Annotated in this window: 18 protein-coding genes; 12 read left to right on the forward strand and 6 right to left on the reverse strand. The window is 62.0% G+C overall.

Translation table 11 applies throughout. The features are described 5' to 3' along the window. Nucleotides 1-67: 67 nt before the first annotated feature. Complete coding sequence (locus tag AC244Q_RS18715) at nt 68-979, reverse strand: LysR substrate-binding domain-containing protein (RefSeq protein ID WP_128405936.1); 912 nt, start codon at nt 977-979, stop codon at nt 68-70. A gap of 117 nt (nt 980-1096) precedes the next feature. On the opposite strand from AC244Q_RS18715, the gene AC244Q_RS18720 reads away from it, so the two are divergent. The 3 genes from AC244Q_RS18720 to AC244Q_RS18730 are packed head-to-tail and all read left to right on the forward strand — an operon-like array spanning nt 1097 to nt 2471. Beyond that, nucleotides 1097-1516: a tautomerase family protein gene (locus AC244Q_RS18720; protein ID WP_128405935.1), complete on the forward strand. Its 420-nt coding sequence runs from the start codon at nt 1097-1099 to the stop codon at nt 1514-1516. After that, the gene (locus AC244Q_RS18725) at nt 1513-1917 is read left to right on the forward strand and encodes a cupin domain-containing protein (protein ID WP_128405934.1); all 405 of its coding nucleotides are present in this window, start codon (nt 1513-1515) and stop codon (nt 1915-1917) included. The genes AC244Q_RS18720 and AC244Q_RS18725 overlap by 4 nt, the downstream gene beginning before the upstream one ends. Then, nucleotides 1914-2471 carry a DUF4865 family protein gene (locus AC244Q_RS18730; RefSeq protein ID WP_017995143.1) on the forward strand — a complete coding sequence of 186 codons (558 nt, stop codon included), beginning with the start codon at nt 1914-1916 and terminating at the stop codon, nt 2469-2471. Before AC244Q_RS18725 ends, AC244Q_RS18730 begins: the two co-directional genes overlap by 4 nt. A gap of 2 nt (nt 2472-2473) precedes the next feature. Here AC244Q_RS18730 and AC244Q_RS18735 read toward each other — a convergent pair whose 3' ends face one another. From AC244Q_RS18735 to AC244Q_RS18745, 3 genes are all read right to left on the reverse strand, one after another. Further along, the gene (locus AC244Q_RS18735; RefSeq protein WP_012758927.1) at nt 2474-3109 is read right to left on the reverse strand and encodes a LysE family translocator; all 636 of its coding nucleotides are present in this window, start codon (nt 3107-3109) and stop codon (nt 2474-2476) included. A 139-nt stretch (nt 3110-3248) separates the two neighbouring features. Continuing rightward, on the reverse strand, nt 3249-4688 hold the full coding sequence (gene pyk, locus AC244Q_RS18740) for a pyruvate kinase (protein WP_011653475.1): 1440 nt from the start codon (nt 4686-4688) through the stop codon (nt 3249-3251). Next, a complete protein-coding gene (locus tag AC244Q_RS18745) occupies nt 4688-5173 on the reverse strand; it encodes a DUF1036 domain-containing protein (RefSeq protein ID WP_128405933.1) in 486 nt (161 codons plus the stop codon). The genes pyk and AC244Q_RS18745 overlap by 1 nt, the downstream gene beginning before the upstream one ends. Nucleotides 5174-5374: 201 nt before the next feature. Between AC244Q_RS18745 and AC244Q_RS18750 the strand changes: the two genes are divergently transcribed. The 3 genes from AC244Q_RS18750 to AC244Q_RS18760 all read left to right on the forward strand — a co-directional run bounded on the left by AC244Q_RS18750 (nt 5375) and on the right by AC244Q_RS18760 (nt 6856). Continuing rightward, nucleotides 5375-6163 (forward strand): N-formylglutamate amidohydrolase, encoded by a 789-nt coding sequence (locus AC244Q_RS18750; protein WP_128405932.1) that lies wholly within the window; start codon nt 5375-5377, stop codon nt 6161-6163. Between the two features lie 32 nt (nt 6164-6195). Then, nucleotides 6196-6501: a DUF1244 domain-containing protein gene (locus AC244Q_RS18755; protein ID WP_003542852.1), complete on the forward strand. Its 306-nt coding sequence runs from the start codon at nt 6196-6198 to the stop codon at nt 6499-6501. Between the two features lie 91 nt (nt 6502-6592). After that, complete coding sequence (locus tag AC244Q_RS18760) at nt 6593-6856, forward strand: DUF2312 domain-containing protein (RefSeq protein ID WP_003542853.1); 264 nt, start codon at nt 6593-6595, stop codon at nt 6854-6856. 160 nt (nt 6857-7016) lie between these two features. Here AC244Q_RS18760 and AC244Q_RS18765 read toward each other — a convergent pair whose 3' ends face one another. Together AC244Q_RS18765 and AC244Q_RS18770 are read right to left on the reverse strand one after the other, a co-directional pair. Beyond that, a complete protein-coding gene (locus tag AC244Q_RS18765) occupies nt 7017-8864 on the reverse strand; it encodes a peptidoglycan L,D-endopeptidase MepK (protein WP_128405931.1) in 1848 nt (615 codons plus the stop codon). A 178-nt stretch (nt 8865-9042) separates the two neighbouring features. Next, nucleotides 9043-10590, reverse strand: coding sequence for a sigma-54-dependent transcriptional regulator (locus AC244Q_RS18770; RefSeq protein WP_012758931.1), 1548 nt, complete (start codon nt 10588-10590; stop codon nt 9043-9045). 206 nt (nt 10591-10796) lie between these two features. On the opposite strand from AC244Q_RS18770, the gene AC244Q_RS18775 reads away from it, so the two are divergent. The 6 genes from AC244Q_RS18775 (at nt 10797) to AC244Q_RS18800 (ending at nt 16850) form a co-directional block, all read left to right on the forward strand. Next, the gene (locus AC244Q_RS18775) at nt 10797-12653 is read left to right on the forward strand and encodes a M3 family oligoendopeptidase (RefSeq protein WP_017995147.1); all 1857 of its coding nucleotides are present in this window, start codon (nt 10797-10799) and stop codon (nt 12651-12653) included. A gap of 93 nt (nt 12654-12746) precedes the next feature. Beyond that, the gene (locus AC244Q_RS18780; RefSeq protein WP_128405930.1) at nt 12747-13907 is read left to right on the forward strand and encodes an aminodeoxychorismate synthase component I; all 1161 of its coding nucleotides are present in this window, start codon (nt 12747-12749) and stop codon (nt 13905-13907) included. Then, entirely contained in the window at nt 13904-14533 is a 630-nt protein-coding gene (locus AC244Q_RS18785) for an aminotransferase class IV family protein (RefSeq protein WP_113548025.1), read from the forward strand. Before AC244Q_RS18780 ends, AC244Q_RS18785 begins: the two co-directional genes overlap by 4 nt. Nucleotides 14534-14535: 2 nt before the next feature. Beyond that, complete coding sequence (locus AC244Q_RS18790; RefSeq protein ID WP_113548016.1) at nt 14536-14820, forward strand: YciI family protein; 285 nt, start codon at nt 14536-14538, stop codon at nt 14818-14820. A gap of 17 nt (nt 14821-14837) precedes the next feature. Then, nucleotides 14838-15203 (forward strand): nuclear transport factor 2 family protein, encoded by a 366-nt coding sequence (locus AC244Q_RS18795; RefSeq protein ID WP_012758935.1) that lies wholly within the window; start codon nt 14838-14840, stop codon nt 15201-15203. A 195-nt stretch (nt 15204-15398) separates the two neighbouring features. Next, on the forward strand, nt 15399-16850 hold the full coding sequence (locus AC244Q_RS18800) for a homospermidine synthase (protein ID WP_017995151.1): 1452 nt from the start codon (nt 15399-15401) through the stop codon (nt 16848-16850). Nucleotides 16851-16981 lie beyond the last annotated feature (131 nt).

Below are 16981 nucleotides of genomic sequence, written 5' to 3' on the forward strand. Positions count from 1 at the left end.
GACCGAAGCGATATTGAGGGTGAACGTCTTCATAGCGGCCCAAAGCTACAGCCACGCGTCCGACGGGTCAATGCTGGGATGTCAGGCCACCACCCCCGCGCAACGCGCCATGCACCGACTGCAGCACGAGTTCGGCAAGCCGGGCCGCAGCCGGCTGCGGTTCGGCTTCCGCCCGATGCAGGACCAGACCGAGCTTCGGCAAATCCGGCAAGCCGATCGCCCCCGGCGCCAGCGGCCGGACCTTCGCCGGCAGGCCGATCGGCGTGCGGATGGTGAGACCGAGGCCTGCCGCCGTCGCGGCCCAGAGACCGCCGAGACTGGGACTCACGAAGGCGAGCCGCCAGGAGATTCCCGCCTCATCCAGCGCCTTGGTCGCTGCACTGCGCAGCAGGCATGGCGCCTCCAGCGAGGCAAGCGGCATCGGCTCGCCGCTTGCGGCTTGCCAGGCCGGCGGCCCCTCGGCAGGTCCGATCCAGCGCATCGACACTTCGCCGATCCGCTCGCAATGCGCCGTCAGCGTGCCGTCACTCCAGGCAAGCGCGAGGTCGAGCTTGCCCGATGTGACGCGCTCGAGCAGCTCGGCATTACGCACCACCCGCGCTTCGATGCGGACCTTCGGGTGGGCACGCGCAAAGCGGCCGAGCACGTCAGGCAGCAGGGTTTCGCCGAAGTCCTCCTGCAGGCCGAGCCGCACCCAGCCTTCGAGCTCGACGCTGTTGACGGCCGCAGCCGCCTCGTCGTTGAGCTCCAGCAGCCGCCTGGCATAGCCGAGCATCGTCTCGCCGGCATCGGTCAGCGCCAGCCCGCGCCCCGCCTTGCGGAAGATCGGCGTGCCCGCCTGCTCCTCCAGCTTCTTCAGCTGCGCACTCACTGCCGAGGTCGAACGCCCGAGCCGCTCGGCCGCCTTGGCAAAATTGCCGAGCTCCATGCCGGTCGAAAAGGTTCGAAGCACTTCGAGATCGAAGATCGTCCGTCGCATTAAATAGTCCTATTTTTCAGGATCATTCATCCATAAAATTCTGATTTTCAGCATCATCGTGCCGTGCGATGGTTCTGCTGTCAAGGCCGACCGACGGCCTGAACCATGGAGATTCCGATGCCCTTAGTTCGCATTTCCCTTCGTAAAGGCAAGTCGCCGGACTACCTCATGGCACTGGCCGACAACATCCAGCGCGCCCTGGTCGAGACCTTCGACGTGCCCGAAAACGACCGCTTCCAGGCCATCCACCAGCATGACGAGCGCGAGTTGATCTTCGATCGCAGCTATCTTGCCGGCCCGCGCTCGGACGACTTCGTCTACATCTCGATCACGATCGGCAGGCCTCGCACCGGCGAGATGAAGGCAGCGCTCTATCGGCGGCTCGCCGATCTCCTGGCGCAATCGCCGGGCCTCCGGCCGGAGGACGTCATGATCGTCATCAGCACCAGCACACCGGAAGACTGGTCGTTCGGTAACGGTATTGCCCAGATGACCGACCCAGACTGGCGGCTTCGTGTGGCTGGAGGCCGGCAATGAGCGCTTCGAACCCGAAGACCATGACTGTCAGGCGCCCTGGCAAGGCGGTCCACTCGCCGGAGGGCGTCGCAACTTCGCCTTTCTGGGTCGAGATGCTGCTCGAAGGCAGCGCCGATGGTGAGAACACCGCAATGCGCGCCACGCTCGATCCCGGCACCATCACCCGCTGGCACACACATCCCAGAGGCCAGTTGCTCTATGTGCTTTCGGGCCATGGACTGGCGCAGAACGAGGGCGGCCCGATCGAAGCATTGCGTGCCGGCGATGCCGTCTGGTTTGCGCCCGGCGAGCGCCACTGGCATGGCGCGGCTGATGACAGCCCCTTCAGCTATATCAGTATCCAGCCGACGGAAAATGGCAGCGTCGTCGAATGGCTGCAACCGGTGGAGGCACAGCCATGATCGCCATGCAGTACAGCTTCACCCTGCCCGCCGATTACGACATGTCGATCATCGACCGCCGCATCCGCGACAAGGGGCCGATGCTCGACGGCTTCCCCGATCTCGGCTTCAAAGCCTATCTCAGCGCCCGCAAGGGGGAGTTCGGCAACCGCGACAATCTCTATGCGCCCTTCTATCTCTGGCAGAGGCCGGAAGGAGCAAGCGACTTCCTCTGCGGCCCAGGTTTCGAGGCTCTCACCAGCGCCTTCGGCTGGCCACAGGTGAGGACCTGGATCGTCTGGCAGGCAGAAATCTCGCCTGATATCGCCTCAGCCAAGTTCGCCACACGCGATGTCCTGCAGACAGAGCCTTATGCGCCGCTCGCCGACATCCGCCAGGCCGAAAGCGCGCAGGCTGGAGCCGACGTTGCGACGGGCAGGGCACTCGCCTCCGTCTCCGGCTTCGAACCGACGACCTGGACGCGGGTACGCTTCAGACTGTGGCGAGAAATTCCCGAGATCGGCGAGCAGACGCAGGCCTATCGCGTCGGCCATCTATCCCTGGCTCGACCCTGACCTCAAGCGGTTGCCCGGCGATAGAATGCCAGCGAGCCGGCAAGCGCCAGCAGCGCGCCACCGCAGGCCCGCTCCAGCCACATGGCGCTGGAGGTTTTGAGGAAACGCACGGCCTGCGAACCGAAGAAGGCGTAGCCGAACATGATGAGGAAATCGAGCGCGGCAAAGACCAGCGCGAGCAACGTGTATTGCGTTGCCTGCGGCAGCGTCGGGTCGATGAACTGCGGCAGGAAGGCCGAGAAGAACAGGTAGCCCTTCGGATTGGTCGCCGCGACCATGAAGCTCTTCAGCCCGATCGAGAAGGGCGAAGTCGCGCCCGCAGGCGCTCCGGACTTCAACGCCGCATCGATCGTGCCCTTCGAACGCAGCAGCATGATGCCGAGAAAAGCGAGATAGGCGGCGCCCGCCCATTTCAGCATCGAGAACCAGAATTCCGATGCAGCGAGCAGCGCACCGAGCCCGATCGCGACGGCGCCGATCAGCACGAAATCGGACAGCACCGCGCCGATCATGCCGGCAACTGCCCGGCGCAGGCCATGCCGAGAACCGTTGGTCAGCGCCAACAGCACCGTTGGCCCGGGCGTCGCGATGCCGACAAAAGAAACGGCTGCAAAAGCCAGAAGCGTGACGATATCCATGATGCTCCTCCGAACCCGGAGCATGTCCAGCTCCAGGGAGCGAAACTTGCATGCGTCGCCAAGCTTGGCAATGCCAGTCCGTCAACGAAAAAGCCCGCCGCCTCTTCAGGCAGCGGGCGTTCGAAGAGATGCGATCGGATCAGACGCCGCTCTGGCCGTCGGAGCCGATATAGGCGATGCGGATCATGTTGGTGGCGCCGGGCGTGCCGAGCGGCACACCGGCCGAGATGATGATGCGGTCGCCCGGCTTGCCGAAGCCTTCGTCCGCGACGATGCGGCAGGCGCGGTTGACCATGTCGTCGAGATCGGTCGCGTCATGGGTGACGACGCAATGCAGGCCCCAGACGACGGCAAGACGGCGCGCCGTCTTGATGATCGGCGACAGCGCCAGGATCGGCACCTGCGGACGCTCGCGCGAGGCACGAAGACCTGTCGTGCCCGACGAGGTGTAACAGACGATCGCCGACAGCTTCAGCGTTTCGGCGATCTGACGGGCGGCCAGCGAGATCGCATCGGCGCCGGTCGCTTCCGGCTGGGCGCGCTGGGCATAGATGATGCCGGGATAATGCGGCTCGCGCTCGATGGCGGTGGCAATCGACGCCATCGTCGTGACGGCTTCGACGGGATAGTCGCCCGAGGCCGATTCGGCCGACAGCATGACGGCATCCGCACCTTCGAAAACGGCGGTCGCGACGTCGGAAACTTCGGCGCGTGTCGGCACCGGCGCGGAGATCATCGATTCCAGCATCTGCGTGGCGACGACTACCGGCTTGCCCGAACGGCGGCAGGCACGGATCAGCTGCTTCTGGATGCCGGGAACCGATTCGAGCGGCATTTCGACGCCGAGATCGCCGCGGGCGACCATCAATGCGTCGGAAAGTTCGATAATTTCCTCGATGCGCTCGAGAGCCTGCGGCTTTTCGATCTTCGACATCAGGCCGACGCGGCCGCGGGCGATCTTGCGCACTTCGGCAAGGTCGTCGGGACGCTGGACGAAGGAAAGCGCCACCCAGTCGACATCGTCGGTGGCAAGCACCGCATCGAGATCGGCGCGGTCCTTGTCCGTCAGCGCGCCGACGCCGAGCAGCGTGTCGGGAAGGCTGACGCCCTTGCGGTCGGAGATACGCGTGCCCGAAATAACAGTCGTGACGATGCTCTTGCCGTCGCATTTTTCTGCGCGCAGGGCGAGCTTGCCGTCATCGATCAGCAGACGGTGGCCGGGCTGTACCGACTCCAGGATCTCGGGGTGCGGCAGATAGACGCGGCTCTGATCGCCGAGGGCTTCGTTGTTGTCGAGCGTGAAGGTCTGGCCGGGCCTCAGATCCACCTTGCCGTCGACGAACTTGCCGACACGCAGTTTCGGTCCCTGCAGGTCGGCGAGAATGCCGATCGGCCGGCCGGAGCGCGCCTCGACCGAGCGGATGCGCTGGATAAGCATACGCATCATGTCGTGGCTCGCATGGCTCATATTGATGCGGAAGACATCGGCACCCGCCTGGTGCAGCTTCTCGATCATCGATTCCTCGGAGGAGGCTGGCCCGAGGGTGGCGAGGATTTTAACTTTGCGATTACGCTTCATCAATTCTGGCTTTCTTGCGTCCCTGGGGTGTCGGAGAGTTGAACCATCCAGCTACCCTGGCGGCCCGTATCATATTCCTTGAATCCCATCTTCTGGTAACCGCGGGCATAACAATCCTGCACACCCGAGATCTTGAATTCATTTTCCGCCACGCACATCTGCACGTCACCCGTCCATCGTCCTCCCCGGGCGGCGTCCTCTGCGTAGAGGTAGTAATAGCGCGACTGCAATTCTCCCTCGATCAGCGTGGCGCAGGTCGTTGCCGGCACCTGCCACCAGCCCTCCGTCACCCAGCCATCCTTGGCCCGGTATCCGATCGCGACACCGACGAGATTCTGCGTTCCGTTGCAGACGCGAAAATCGGCGCGTGCGACATCTGCGATGAAAAACGGCATGGCGGCTGCAAGAGCGAACAGAGCGAGACGGACCAGCGGTCCGGACCGCGTGAGGAAACTTGGCGCGGCTTGGATCAACACGGCTCCCAAATAGCTCCACGGTTATTCGTATCCGTGTCTTCTTGCGCCGCCGTCAAGCGAAAGTCAACGCAATGCTAATCGATTATATTTCCTTTCATAATCCACCCGTCAGGGGTCCGGCTCAGCCTCTCGCCACCTGCAACGCTTGAACCCACCGCAGGTGCATGCGATCACTGCGCCAGACGGCGCAATGACGAACGGCAATTCCTGATGGACGACTTCCAATCCTTCGAAATCCTATCCGGAAAACATGACAAAGGCATGGTGATCCTCGCAGATCACGCGATGAACCGCCTTCCCGCGCGATATGGCCGGCTCGGACTGCCCGAGGCGGCCTTCGCCCGCCACATCGCCTATGACATCGGCATCGAGGGCCTGACGCGGCAGCTTTCGGCGAAACTCGGCGTCCCTGCCGTGCTCGGCGGCTTTTCGCGTCTGCTGATCGATCCGAATCGCGGTGAAGACGATCCGACACTGATCATGAAGATCTCCGACGGCTCCGTCATATCAGGCAATCATCCGATCACGCCGCAGGAATGGGAGTACCGCATCGAAACCTTCCATCGCCCCTATCACGACGCTGTCGCCGCAACGATCGATAACGTGGCGAATGCCGCCGGCAGAGCGCCGCTGGTGCTGTCGCTGCATTCATTCACGCCGGCCTGGAAAGGCATTCCCCGTCCCTGGCACGCCGCCGTGCTCTGGGACAGCGACCATCGCGCCGTCGGCCCGCTGCTCGACTTGCTGCGCGCCGACCCCGATCTCGCCGTCGGCGACAACGAACCCTATGACGGCGCGCTGAAGGGCGATACCATGTACCGCCATTGCATGATCACAGGCATTCCGCATGCGCTGCTCGAGGTGCGCCAAGACCTGATCGGAGACGAGACCGGCATATCCGCATGGGCCGAACGCCTGGCGCCGATCTTTGCGGCGATGAATGCCGATCCCGCTCTGCATGCATACGACGTTCATCTGTCGCGTACCGGCCCCTATTGAACGAAGGGCCTCATTTAACGAAAGGAAGCGAGATGACCGCGCTCAGCAAGGAACAACAGACCGAATTCGAAGCTGCCGCCTTCCGCCGCCTCGTCGCACATCTTCGCGAACGCAGCGACGTTCAGAACATCGATCTGATGAATCTGGCCGGGTTCTGCCGCAACTGCCTGTCGAACTGGTATCGCGAAGCCGCAGAGGCCGAAGGTGTCCCGGTTACCAGGGACGAATCGCGCGAAATGGTCTATGGCATGTCCTATGAGGATTGGAAGAATCTTCACCAGAACGAAGCCTCGCCTGTGCAAAAGGCTGCTTTTGAACTGAACAACCCACACAAATAGCTTGGCTGGCCCCGAACAGGCTTGACCGTGACGCCGCTTCGCGGCAGTCACTGGCATCCAAAATTGATCACCAAAAAACCAGGAGAACACGATGTCTGATGCTCATGGCGTCGCCCGCGATCAGCTTCGCGCTTTCATCGAGCGCATTGAACGGCTGGAAGAAGAAAAGAAGACCATCGCCGACGACATCAAGGACGTCTATGGCGAAGCCAAGGGAATGGGCTTCGATACCAAGATCCTGAAGAAGGTCGTGGCGCTGCGCAAGAAGGACGAGCAGGAACGCATGGAAGAGGAAGCAATCCTCGACACCTACCTGCTCGCGCTCGGCATGATCGAGTCGCCGCCGGAAGGCTGATCCTTCCGGCATTACCGATGTCGACAAGCCGCCGGCCTCCCGGCGGCTTTTCTTTTGCGGTGGAACCAACTGCCTAAACAGCCAGCTTGCCGGATCGAAATAAAAAAGAAAAACCGCCGGATCGCTCCGGCGGTTTTCGACATTTCCGCGATTGGCAGGTTCAGTTCGTGTTGAACTTGCGCACTTCCATGAAGTTCACAGCCGTGCCGCTGAAGCGGGCCGGGTCGACCGAAGCGGTCTTGATGTTGAAGCCCTCGGCATAGACGGCGGTCGGCTGGGCGCGCATCGTCTGGCTGACAAACCGCGGCGCCTTGACCTGCTTGGAGGCCATTTCGAGGCGGGCATTGGTGAGCGCCCACTGCGAGATCATCTTTTCCGTCAGCTTCGGCTCGGTGCGCACCGTCGTGCGGCTGGCATCTGCTGCCGCGGCTTCCTTATGCGTCGGGCGCCCCCCCTTTGCGGGAAGCCCCTGCGCCACGGCGCTTTCGACAGCCGGTTCGTCGAAGCCGTCGCCAAAGCTTGCCGATTTGGTCATCGGCGCCAATGCCGCGAGTTCGAGCGGCGGCTTTGTTGCGGCAGGCGCCTTTTGCGTCATCGCGGCGTTGATCGCCTGCTCGACCGTCTGCGGCGGAGCCTTCGACGCGATCTGGCTTTCCCCCTCGTTCCGCTGCTGGTCGAGCGCATCGGCAACGGCAGGAGACAGCGCGTCCTGATCGGCTTCGTCGGCCTCTGCTTCCGGATCGGCATCGGCCGCGGCAAGAAGGTTCTCGGCAACGGAAGGGCGTTCGATCGGCGTCGGAACCGGCAGTCCATTCGCACCCGTCAGCACGGGATCGGTCGCTGCAACCTCGGCGTCGCCAGGCGCGCGGCGCTGGCCGAGAAGCGAGGGAACCGGAATGCTGTAGGCGCTGAGATCGGCGAACTGCTGCGGCTGGGCCTGATCGGCCGGAAGGGCCGCCACAAGAGCCTGCTGTGCGGCATTACCCGAAGGCGGCGCGACGAGTGCACTCGCCACTTCGCTGGCCGCCGGCTGGTTGCTGAATGCCGGGCGAACCTGCGGCACCGGCGCGTTCAGATCGGCGACTTCGGTCTGTTGCGGCTCGGCGGGAGCAGGCTCGGCCTTCGGCGGCGTCGCCTTGGCGACGGCAACAGGCGTGGAATCATCCGACTCGTCTTCCTGCTCGTCCGCTCCGCCGCCAAAGAGCGCGGCAAACAACGTCTTGTGCTTTGGCGCCGATTCGGAAGCGTTGGCGATCTGGATCTGCGTGCCGCTGGCGCGGCGCTTATAGTCGGCCATCGCCTGCTGGTAGCCCGGTAGCGGCTTGCCATCGGCCGGAATATGGATGGTATTGCCGTTCGGGAAGAGCCGGACAAGCTCGTCGCGGCTCATGCGCGGCCAGGCGCGAACGCCACCGACATCCATATGCACGAAGGGCGAGCCCGATTTCGGATAGAAGCCGACGCCGCCGACCTGCATCTTCATGCCGATGCCGCGCAACGTCGCCAGCTTGACGTCGGGAATGAAGAAGTCCATCGCCTTGCCAAGCATATGCTGGCTCTTTTCGGCGACGCCGGAATTGCGCGAGCGGCCGCGCAGCAGCTCGTTGGTTCCCGGCGAACGGAAACCGCAGACAACGTTGATGTAGTCCCTCGAACCGCTCTGGCGATAAACCTCCCAGATCAGGTCGAACAGGCGCGGGTCCATCTTCGTCGGCTGGTTCTTGCGCCAGTCGCGCAGGAAGCGGTTTAGCTGCTCCAGACCCTTGGGGTCGAACTTGCCGTTACGCTTGTAGGTGATGACGGCTTTTTCGCCGGTATGAATGAAATAGAGCTTGAGGCTGCGGGTGTCGCCCGCTGCCTGCGAAGGCGTACCAACGAATACCGGTGAGGAAACCGCGAGCGCAAGAAGGGCGGCCGCTACCGTCCTTATTGCCTTTCCGCAAATGTCGGCGCACAACAAACGCCAGCTCAAGCGCGAAGGCTTGGAATTCCCATTCAGATTCGGCAACTCGATCCCCGTCAGACAGACAATGTCCCGTACTGTCTCAGATGACTGTCAAATGCGGTCACACGATGGCAAAAATGCCACACATGATCAACCTTTTCTTTACATAGTGAACGCGCCACTAACAAGTGGTTTATGACTAGTAACAAAACGTGGTTGCCTTAATCTTAATGAAAAGCGCTTAAGCCGCATCTTTCTGGGGATTGTCAGGGTCTATGCCGTAGTCCTTGAGCTTGCGATAAAGTGTGGATCGGCCGATACCGAGCTTGCGCGCTACTTGACTCATCTGCCCGCGATAGAATTTGAGTGCGAATCGGATGAGTTCCTCCTCGACATCGGCAAGTTTGCGCACGTCTCCGGCAGGATTGACGCTGGCAATCGCGTTTTCCGAGGCCTCGGACAGGCGGTGGTGGTGTACCTCCCCCGACATCGACGCCCTGAAGTCCTCGCCATAGCCGTTGTCGGGATCGAGGCCGGTATTGTCGGCAACGAGGGCCAGGTGATCCACCACGTCATATTCCGGAAGCTGGGCGGCGATCTGCGGGAAATCAGCCTCGGTCAGCTCCGGCCCTTCGGCCAGGACGACTGCGCGGAAGATCGCGTTTTCGAGCTGGCGGATATTGCCCGGCCAGTCATAGGCGGTCAGCAAAGCCAGCGTGCCGGCATTCACCGTCATGCGGCGGCCGTTCTTCTGCTCGCTGGAGAAGCGGTCGGCAAAGACGCGCACCAGATGCGGAATATCTTCCTTGCGTTTGCGCAACGCCGGAATGGTGATCGGGAAGACGTTGAGGCGATAGTAGAGATCCTCGCGGAAATGGCCGTTCTTGACCTCCTCGATCAGATCCTTGTTGGTCGCCGAGATCAGCCGGACATTGACCTTGTGCGCGGTGCGCGCACCGACGGTCTCAATCTCGCCCTGCTGGACGGCGCGCAAGAGTTTCACCTGCACTTCGAGCGGCAGGTCGCCGATCTCGTCAAGGAAGATGGTGCCGCCGTCGGCTTCCATGAATTTGCCGATGTGGCGCTCGGTCGCGCCGGTAAACGCGCCCTTCTCGTGACCGAAGAGAATGCTCTCGACCAGATTATGCGGGATCGCCCCGCAATTGACGGTGACGAAGGGCTTGTTCGAGCGGTCGCCGCCGGATTGGATGGCGCGCGCCACCAGCTCCTTGCCGACGCCGGATTCGCCTTCGAGCACGACGGGAATGTTGGACTGAGCCGCCCGCTGGGCGAGATCGATGACGCGGAGCATCGCCGGGCTTGCCGAGACGATATCGTCGAAGCCAACCGAACCTGAGCGCGACCGGCGTCCGGCGCGCGCCTTGACTTCGCGCTGGTCGAGCTTCATCGCGTTCGAGATCGAAGTGGCGATGCGTTCGGGCGAGACCGGCTTGACGACGAAATCGAAGGCGCCGGCGCGCATGGCCTGCACCACCGTTTCGATGCCGCCCTGCCCCGTCTGCACGATGACAGGGATCTGCGTGCCGAATTCGTGAAGCGCATCGAGGAATTCGAGGCCGGTCATCTCCGGCATCATCAGGTCGAGCACGATGACGTTGAAAAGGCCGCTGTCGCGTTTGACCATTTCCAGGCCGATACGGCCATTTTCCGCCTGGTGCACGACATGGCCGTGACGCTCGATTGCGTTCTTGAGCAGGCGGCGCTGCACGGGGTCGTCCTCGACCACGAGGATTTGCCCTGCTCCCTTGAGCTCATTGTAACCGGTCATTGTCGCCTCACTTCATGCGAAACCATAAAGCGCACTCTGACAGCAAGGCTTGAACATCCAGTTTTGAGAAATAATTGCATTTTAACGATTGCAACGGGTCGATTTCGTGCCGAAGCGAGGCCTTTCATGCGCCGAAAGCCCCTTGATGCCGGGCCTTAGCGCGCTTAGACAAGCAGTCTGTTATGAATGTGGAGAGGAATGCGCCCATGAAAATCAAGCTCCCGCACGCCGGCCTTCTTCTATCGGCAGCAGCGCCAGCTGGGGCCGCCGATCCGGCGCTCGGCGTTCTGCCGGTCTGGAAGCTGCAGGATCTTTATCCCTCCGCCACCTCCACCGCCTTCGTCGCCGACATGGAAAAAGCCGGCAAGGCCGCGATCGCCTTTGAAGAAAAGTGGAAGGGCACACTCACGGAGGCGACGGCGAAGACCGGCGCCGAGGGCATCGGCGCGGCCCTGAAGGAATATGAGGCGCTGGACGACATCATCGGCCGCCTCGGCTCCTTTGCCGGCCTCACTTATTTCTCCGATACCACCAACCCGACAAACGGCAAGCTCTACGGCGACGTACAGGCCAAGATCACCGAATTTTCCGGTCATCTCCTGTTCTTCGCGCTGGAACTCAACCGCATCGACGACGCGGTGATCGACGCCTGCATGGCGAATGATCCCGCCGCCGGACATTATCGCCCTTGGCTGCTCGACCTCAGGAAGGACAAGCCCTACCAGCTCGACGATAGGCTGGAACAGCTCTTCCTTGAGAAGTCGATGACATCAGCCGCAGCCTTCAACCGCCTCTTCGACGAAACCATGGCGGAACTTCGCTACGAGATCGATGGCGAGAAAGTGCCGCTCGAAGTGGCGCTGAACAAGCTGCAGGAAAAGGATCCGGAAGTGCGCCGCAAGGCAGCCATGGCGCTCGCCGAAACCTTCAAGGCGAATATCCGCACCTTTACGCTGATCACCAACACGCTTGCCAAGGATAAGGAGATCGCCGACCGCTGGCGCGGCTTCGAGGACATCGCCGACAGCCGACACCTGGCAAACCGCGTCGAGCGCGAGGTCGTCGATGCGCTGGCCGCAGCCGTCCGCGAAGCCTATCCCCGCCTTTCGCATCGCTATTACAAGATGAAGGCGAAATGGCTTGGCATGGAGCAGATGAATTTCTGGGACCGCAACGCGCCGCTTCCGGAAACCTCCAGCGCCATCATCTCGTGGCCGGAGGCGAAGGACACCGTGCTATCGGCCTATGGCAATTTTTCCCCCGAGATGGCTGATATCGCCAGGCGGTTCTTCGACGAACAGTGGATCGATGCTCCGGTTCGTGCCGGCAAGGCGCCCGGCGCCTTCGCGCATCCGACGGTTCCCTCGGCCCATCCCTATGTGCTCGTCAATTATATGGGCAAGCCGCGCGATGTAATGACGCTTGCCCATGAACTCGGGCACGGCGTGCATCAGGTTCTCGCCGGCGCGCAGGGAGCGCTGATGTGCCAGACGCCGCTGACGCTTGCCGAAACCGCTTCCGTCTTCGGCGAGATGCTGACCTTCCGCGCGCTTCTGCAAAAGACCACCGATACGCGCGAGCGCAAGGCGATGCTCGCCCAGAAGGTCGAGGATATGATCAACACGGTCGTGCGCCAGATCGCCTTCTACGAATTCGAGCGCAAGCTCCACACCGCTCGTAAAGCTGGCGAACTCACAGCTGACGACATCGGCGAACTCTGGCTCTCCGTCCAGTCGGAAAGCCTCGGGCCGGCGATCAGCATTTCTGAAGGGTACGAGACCTATTGGGCCTATATCCCCCATTTCATCCACTCGCCCTTCTATGTCTACGCCTATGCCTTTGGCGATTGCCTGGTAAATTCGCTCTATGCCGTCTACCAGAAAGCCGAGAAGGGCTTTCAGGAGAAGTATTTCGAACTGCTGAGGGCCGGCGGCACCAAGCATCACTCGGAACTGCTGAAGCCTTTTGGCCTCGACGCCACCGATCCGTCGTTCTGGAGCCAGGGCCTGTCGATGATCGAAGGGCTGATCGACGAGTTGGAAGCGTTGGATCGAGCGGCCTGATTAACCCTGTCCCCACGCCAAACCTCTTCCCGCAAACGGGAAGAGGCGCCGGCAGGCGGACCAGGGATCGCGCTCCAAGAAAAGACGCCGCCGATGGCCGAAACCCAACCCACTATTCTCTTCCGCGACGACGTGACCGGACAGGTGATGCTCTTTGCCGAGCCGGCAGAGATCATCGTTGCCCGGACTGCCGCCGAATTCTTTGCAGGTCTTGCCCGGATGGAGCAGGCCAAGGCCGAAGGCAAATGGCTTGCCGGTTACCTGGCCTATGAGGCCGGATACCTCTTCGAGGAAAAACTTGCTCCCTTGGCCGGGGAGCATCGCGAAACCCCGCTACTCTGTTTCGGCGTGTTCGACGCTCCGCAGGCCGATACGCATCCGCTTGCCCAGCCAAAACAGCGCCCCGAAAACGAGGAATTCCTCACCGCTCCGAAGGCCGCCTGGAATTTTCCTATATATAAGGAGCGTTTCGAGCGTCTCCACCAGCACCTGCGGCTCGGCGACGCCTATCAGGCAAACCTCACCATGCCGATCGAGGCCCGCTGGAGCGGCGATCACCGTGCGGCCTTCTGGTCGCTGATCGAACGCCAGCCGGTCAAATACGGCGCGCTGGTCGATCTTGGCGGCCCGATCATCCTTTCGCGGTCGCCCGAACTTTTCTTCCGCACCGATGAAGAGGGCTGGATCGAGACCCATCCGATGAAGGGCACGGCGAAACGCGGCGCGACCGCCGCCGAGGATGCCGAAATCATCGAGGCCATGCGCCGCGATATCAAGACGCAGGCGGAAAACCGCATGATCGTCGATCTCTTGCGCAACGATATCTCCCGCATTACCGAAGTCGGCACGCTCGACGTCCCGAAGCTCTTCGACATCGAGACCTATCCGACCGTCCACCAGATGGTCAGCCATGTCCAGGCAAGGCTCCGCCCCGATCTTTCGATCCGCGACATCTTCTCCGCGCTCTTCCCCTGTGGTTCGATCACCGGCGCGCCGAAGATGCGGGCAATGGAAATCCTCCATGCGCTGGAGGATGTCCCGCGCGACGCCTATTGCGGGGCGATCGGCATGATCTCGCCTACCGGCGCCATGCGTTTTTCCGTCGCCATCCGAACGATCACGCTTTTTAACGGCGGCAGGGCCGTCTTCAATGTCGGCGGTGGCATCGTCTTCGATTCGACCGCCGAGGCCGAATATGAGGAATGTCTGCTCAAGGCCCGCTTCGCTGTCGGCGACCAATGGATTGCGCGATGATCGATTTTTCGCTGATCGAGACGCTGCGCTGGCAGCCCGGCGAGGGCTTCATCCGCCTGCGGCTGCATCTCGCCCGGCTTTCCCGCTCCGCCCGTCGGCTTGGCTTCCCGAAGCCGATCGAGGCGGCGGCCAAGCTCGACGAAGCCGTTGTGGGTGCTGCCGGTCCGCTACGCGTCCGCCTGACCTTCGACGCGCAAGGCCACATCGAGGTAACGAGCGCCGCCTTTGTTCCGCTCGCACCGGACACGGTCTGGACCGTCCGCCTCGCCGAGACCCGCCTGAATTCCGCCGACAGGTTGCTGCGCGTCAAGACCACGCGCCGTGCCGTCTACGAGACCGCACGCGCCGAATACACGCCAGCCGAGGCCGATGAAGTTATCCTTTTGAACGAGCGCGGCGAAGTCTGCGATGGCACCATCACCTCGATCTTCCTGGACGACGGAACCGGCGTTCTGCGCACTCCGCCGATCTCCTGCGGCCTGCTCGCCGGTGTGCTGCGCACCGAATTGATCTGCAACCGCAAGGCCCGCGTCGGCCGAATCACGCCTGCCGATCTCAATGCCGGCACGCTCTATATCGGCAATTCGCTGCGCGGCCTGATCCGCGCAAATCTCATCAGGAGCTGACCATGTTCATTCTCTCGCTCACCTATGTGAAACCCAACGATGAAGCCGACAGGCACATGGAACCGCACATGGCCTGGGTGAAGGAGGGTTATGCCAAGGGCTGGTTCCTCGCTTCCGGCCGCAAGGTGCCGCGCACCGGCGGCGTGATCCTCGCAATCGGCGATCGCGCTGCGATCGAGACCTATGTCGCCGCCGATCCCTTCACCATCCACGGCGTCGCCGAATACGACATCACCGAGCTTGCCGTAACGACCGCGGTCGAAGGGCTGGAAACCCTGAAGCGCTGAATTGACAGGAGCCGATCATGAATGATCTCGCCGCCCATCTGAAAGAGCTCGAGGAAAAACTCTTCGAGCCATCGGTTCGCGCCTCGCGGGAGATGCTGACTACGCTGCTCTCGCGCGATTTCCGTGAAATCGGCAGTTCCGGACGGCTCTATACCTTCGACGTCATTGTGCCCAGTCTTTTGGCCGAGCAACGGACGGGAACGTCCCGCGGCGAGCATTTCGAAACCCAAAGACTTGCGGAGCACATCGCGCTCGTCACCTACCGCGCCATTTACACAGACACCGACGGAAGCAAAAGGCGGACGCTGCGCAGTTCCATCTGGCGGCTGGAAGAGGAGGGGCACTGGCGCATGCTCTTCCACCAGGGCACCGTCATTGGTTAAGCCAATCGATGCGGGCTGCCGATCCCAGGGCAGCCTCGCCGGCCCTATCGCCGCTCGATATTTGGCCTTTCCCCGTCAATGCTCTTTATTGTGACGTCGTTTTATGGTTAGAGCCGGTCACCTCGCACTCTCTGCGGCAATTTCAAAACAATTCTTCGGGCTGAACGCCTTCGTCGCCTTCCACAGGAGAAAAGAATGACGGAACAGAATTATCCGGTATATGCCGAAATTACCGGTCCGATCGTAATGATCGGCTTTGGCTCCATCGGCCGCGGCACCCTGCCCCTGATCGAGCGCCATTTCAAATTCGACAAGAGCCGGATGGTCGTCATCGACCCTCGTGAAGAGCCCTCCGACATGGAGATCCTGAAGAAGCACGGCGTTCGCCATATCAAGGAATATGTCACCAAGGACAATTACAAGGAACTGCTGAAGCCGCTGCTGACGGAAGGCGAAGGTCAGGGTTTCTGCGTCAACCTCTCGGTCGACACCTCCTCGCTCGACATCATCAAGCTCTGCCGTAAACTCGACGTTCCCTATGTCGACACCGTCGTCGAGCCCTGGCTCGGCTTCTATTTCGACAAGGGCATGAGCAATGCCGACCGCACCAACTATGCGCTGCGCGAAACCATGCGCAAGGAAAAGGCGAAGAACCCGGGCGGCGCCACCGCCGTCTCCACCTGCGGCGCCAATCCGGGCATGGTCTCCTGGTTCGTCAAGCAGGCGCTCGTCAACCTCGCCAACGACATCGGCCTCAAGTTCGAGGAGCCGGACCAGCATGATCGCGAAGGCTGGGCAAAGCTGATGAAGAAGGTCGGCGTCAAGGGCATTCACATCGCCGAGCGCGACACCCAGCGCACCAAGCATCCGAAGCCGCTCAACGTCTTCTGGAACACCTGGTCTGTCGAAGGCTTCATCTCTGAAGGCCTGCAGCCGGCTGAACTCGGCTGGGGCACGCATGAAGAGTGGATGCCGAAAAACGCCAAGAAGCACAAGAAGGGCAACAAGGCGGCGATCTACCTGGAGCAGCCGGGCGCCAACACCCGCGTGCGCACCTGGTGCCCGACGCCCGGCCCGCAATATGGCTTCCTCGTCACCCACAACGAGTCGATCTCGATCGCCGACTTTTTCACGGTCCGCGACAAGGACGGCGAAGTGACCTTCCGCCCGACCTGCCACTATGCCTACCATCCGGCCAACGACGCCGTGCTCTCGCTGCACGAGATGTTCGGCAATGGCGGTACGCCGCAGCCGGTCCATCACGTTCTCGACGAGGACGAATTAGAAGATGGCATCGACGAACTCGGCGTCCTGCTCTACGGCCACGAGAGGAATGCCTACTGGTATGGCTCGCGCCTGTCGCTGGAAGAAACCCGCCGCATCGCGCCCTATCAGAACGCCACCGGCCTGCAGGTGACCTCCGCCGTTCTCGCCGGCATGGTCTGGGCGCTGGAAAACCCGAATGCCGGCATCGTCGAAGCCGACGAGATCGATTACAAGCGCTGCCTCGAAGTGCAGATGCCCTATCTCGGCCCGGTCGAGGGCCACTATACCGATTGGACTCCGCTGGACGGCCGCCCGGGCCTCTTCCCCGAGGATATCGACACCAAGGATCCGTGGCAGTTCAGGAACATTCTCGTTCGCTGAGATTGTCTGCACGGCTTTGACAATGCCCGCCGCAAGGCGGGCATTTTTGTAACGCCGGCTGTCTAAATGCCGCTCGCCGCCCCACCAAGGCTTGCCTTCATGCCGGGCGCGCGCCATGTTTTGCCCGAACT

Source organism: Rhizobium sp. CB2179 (assembly GCF_057653455.1).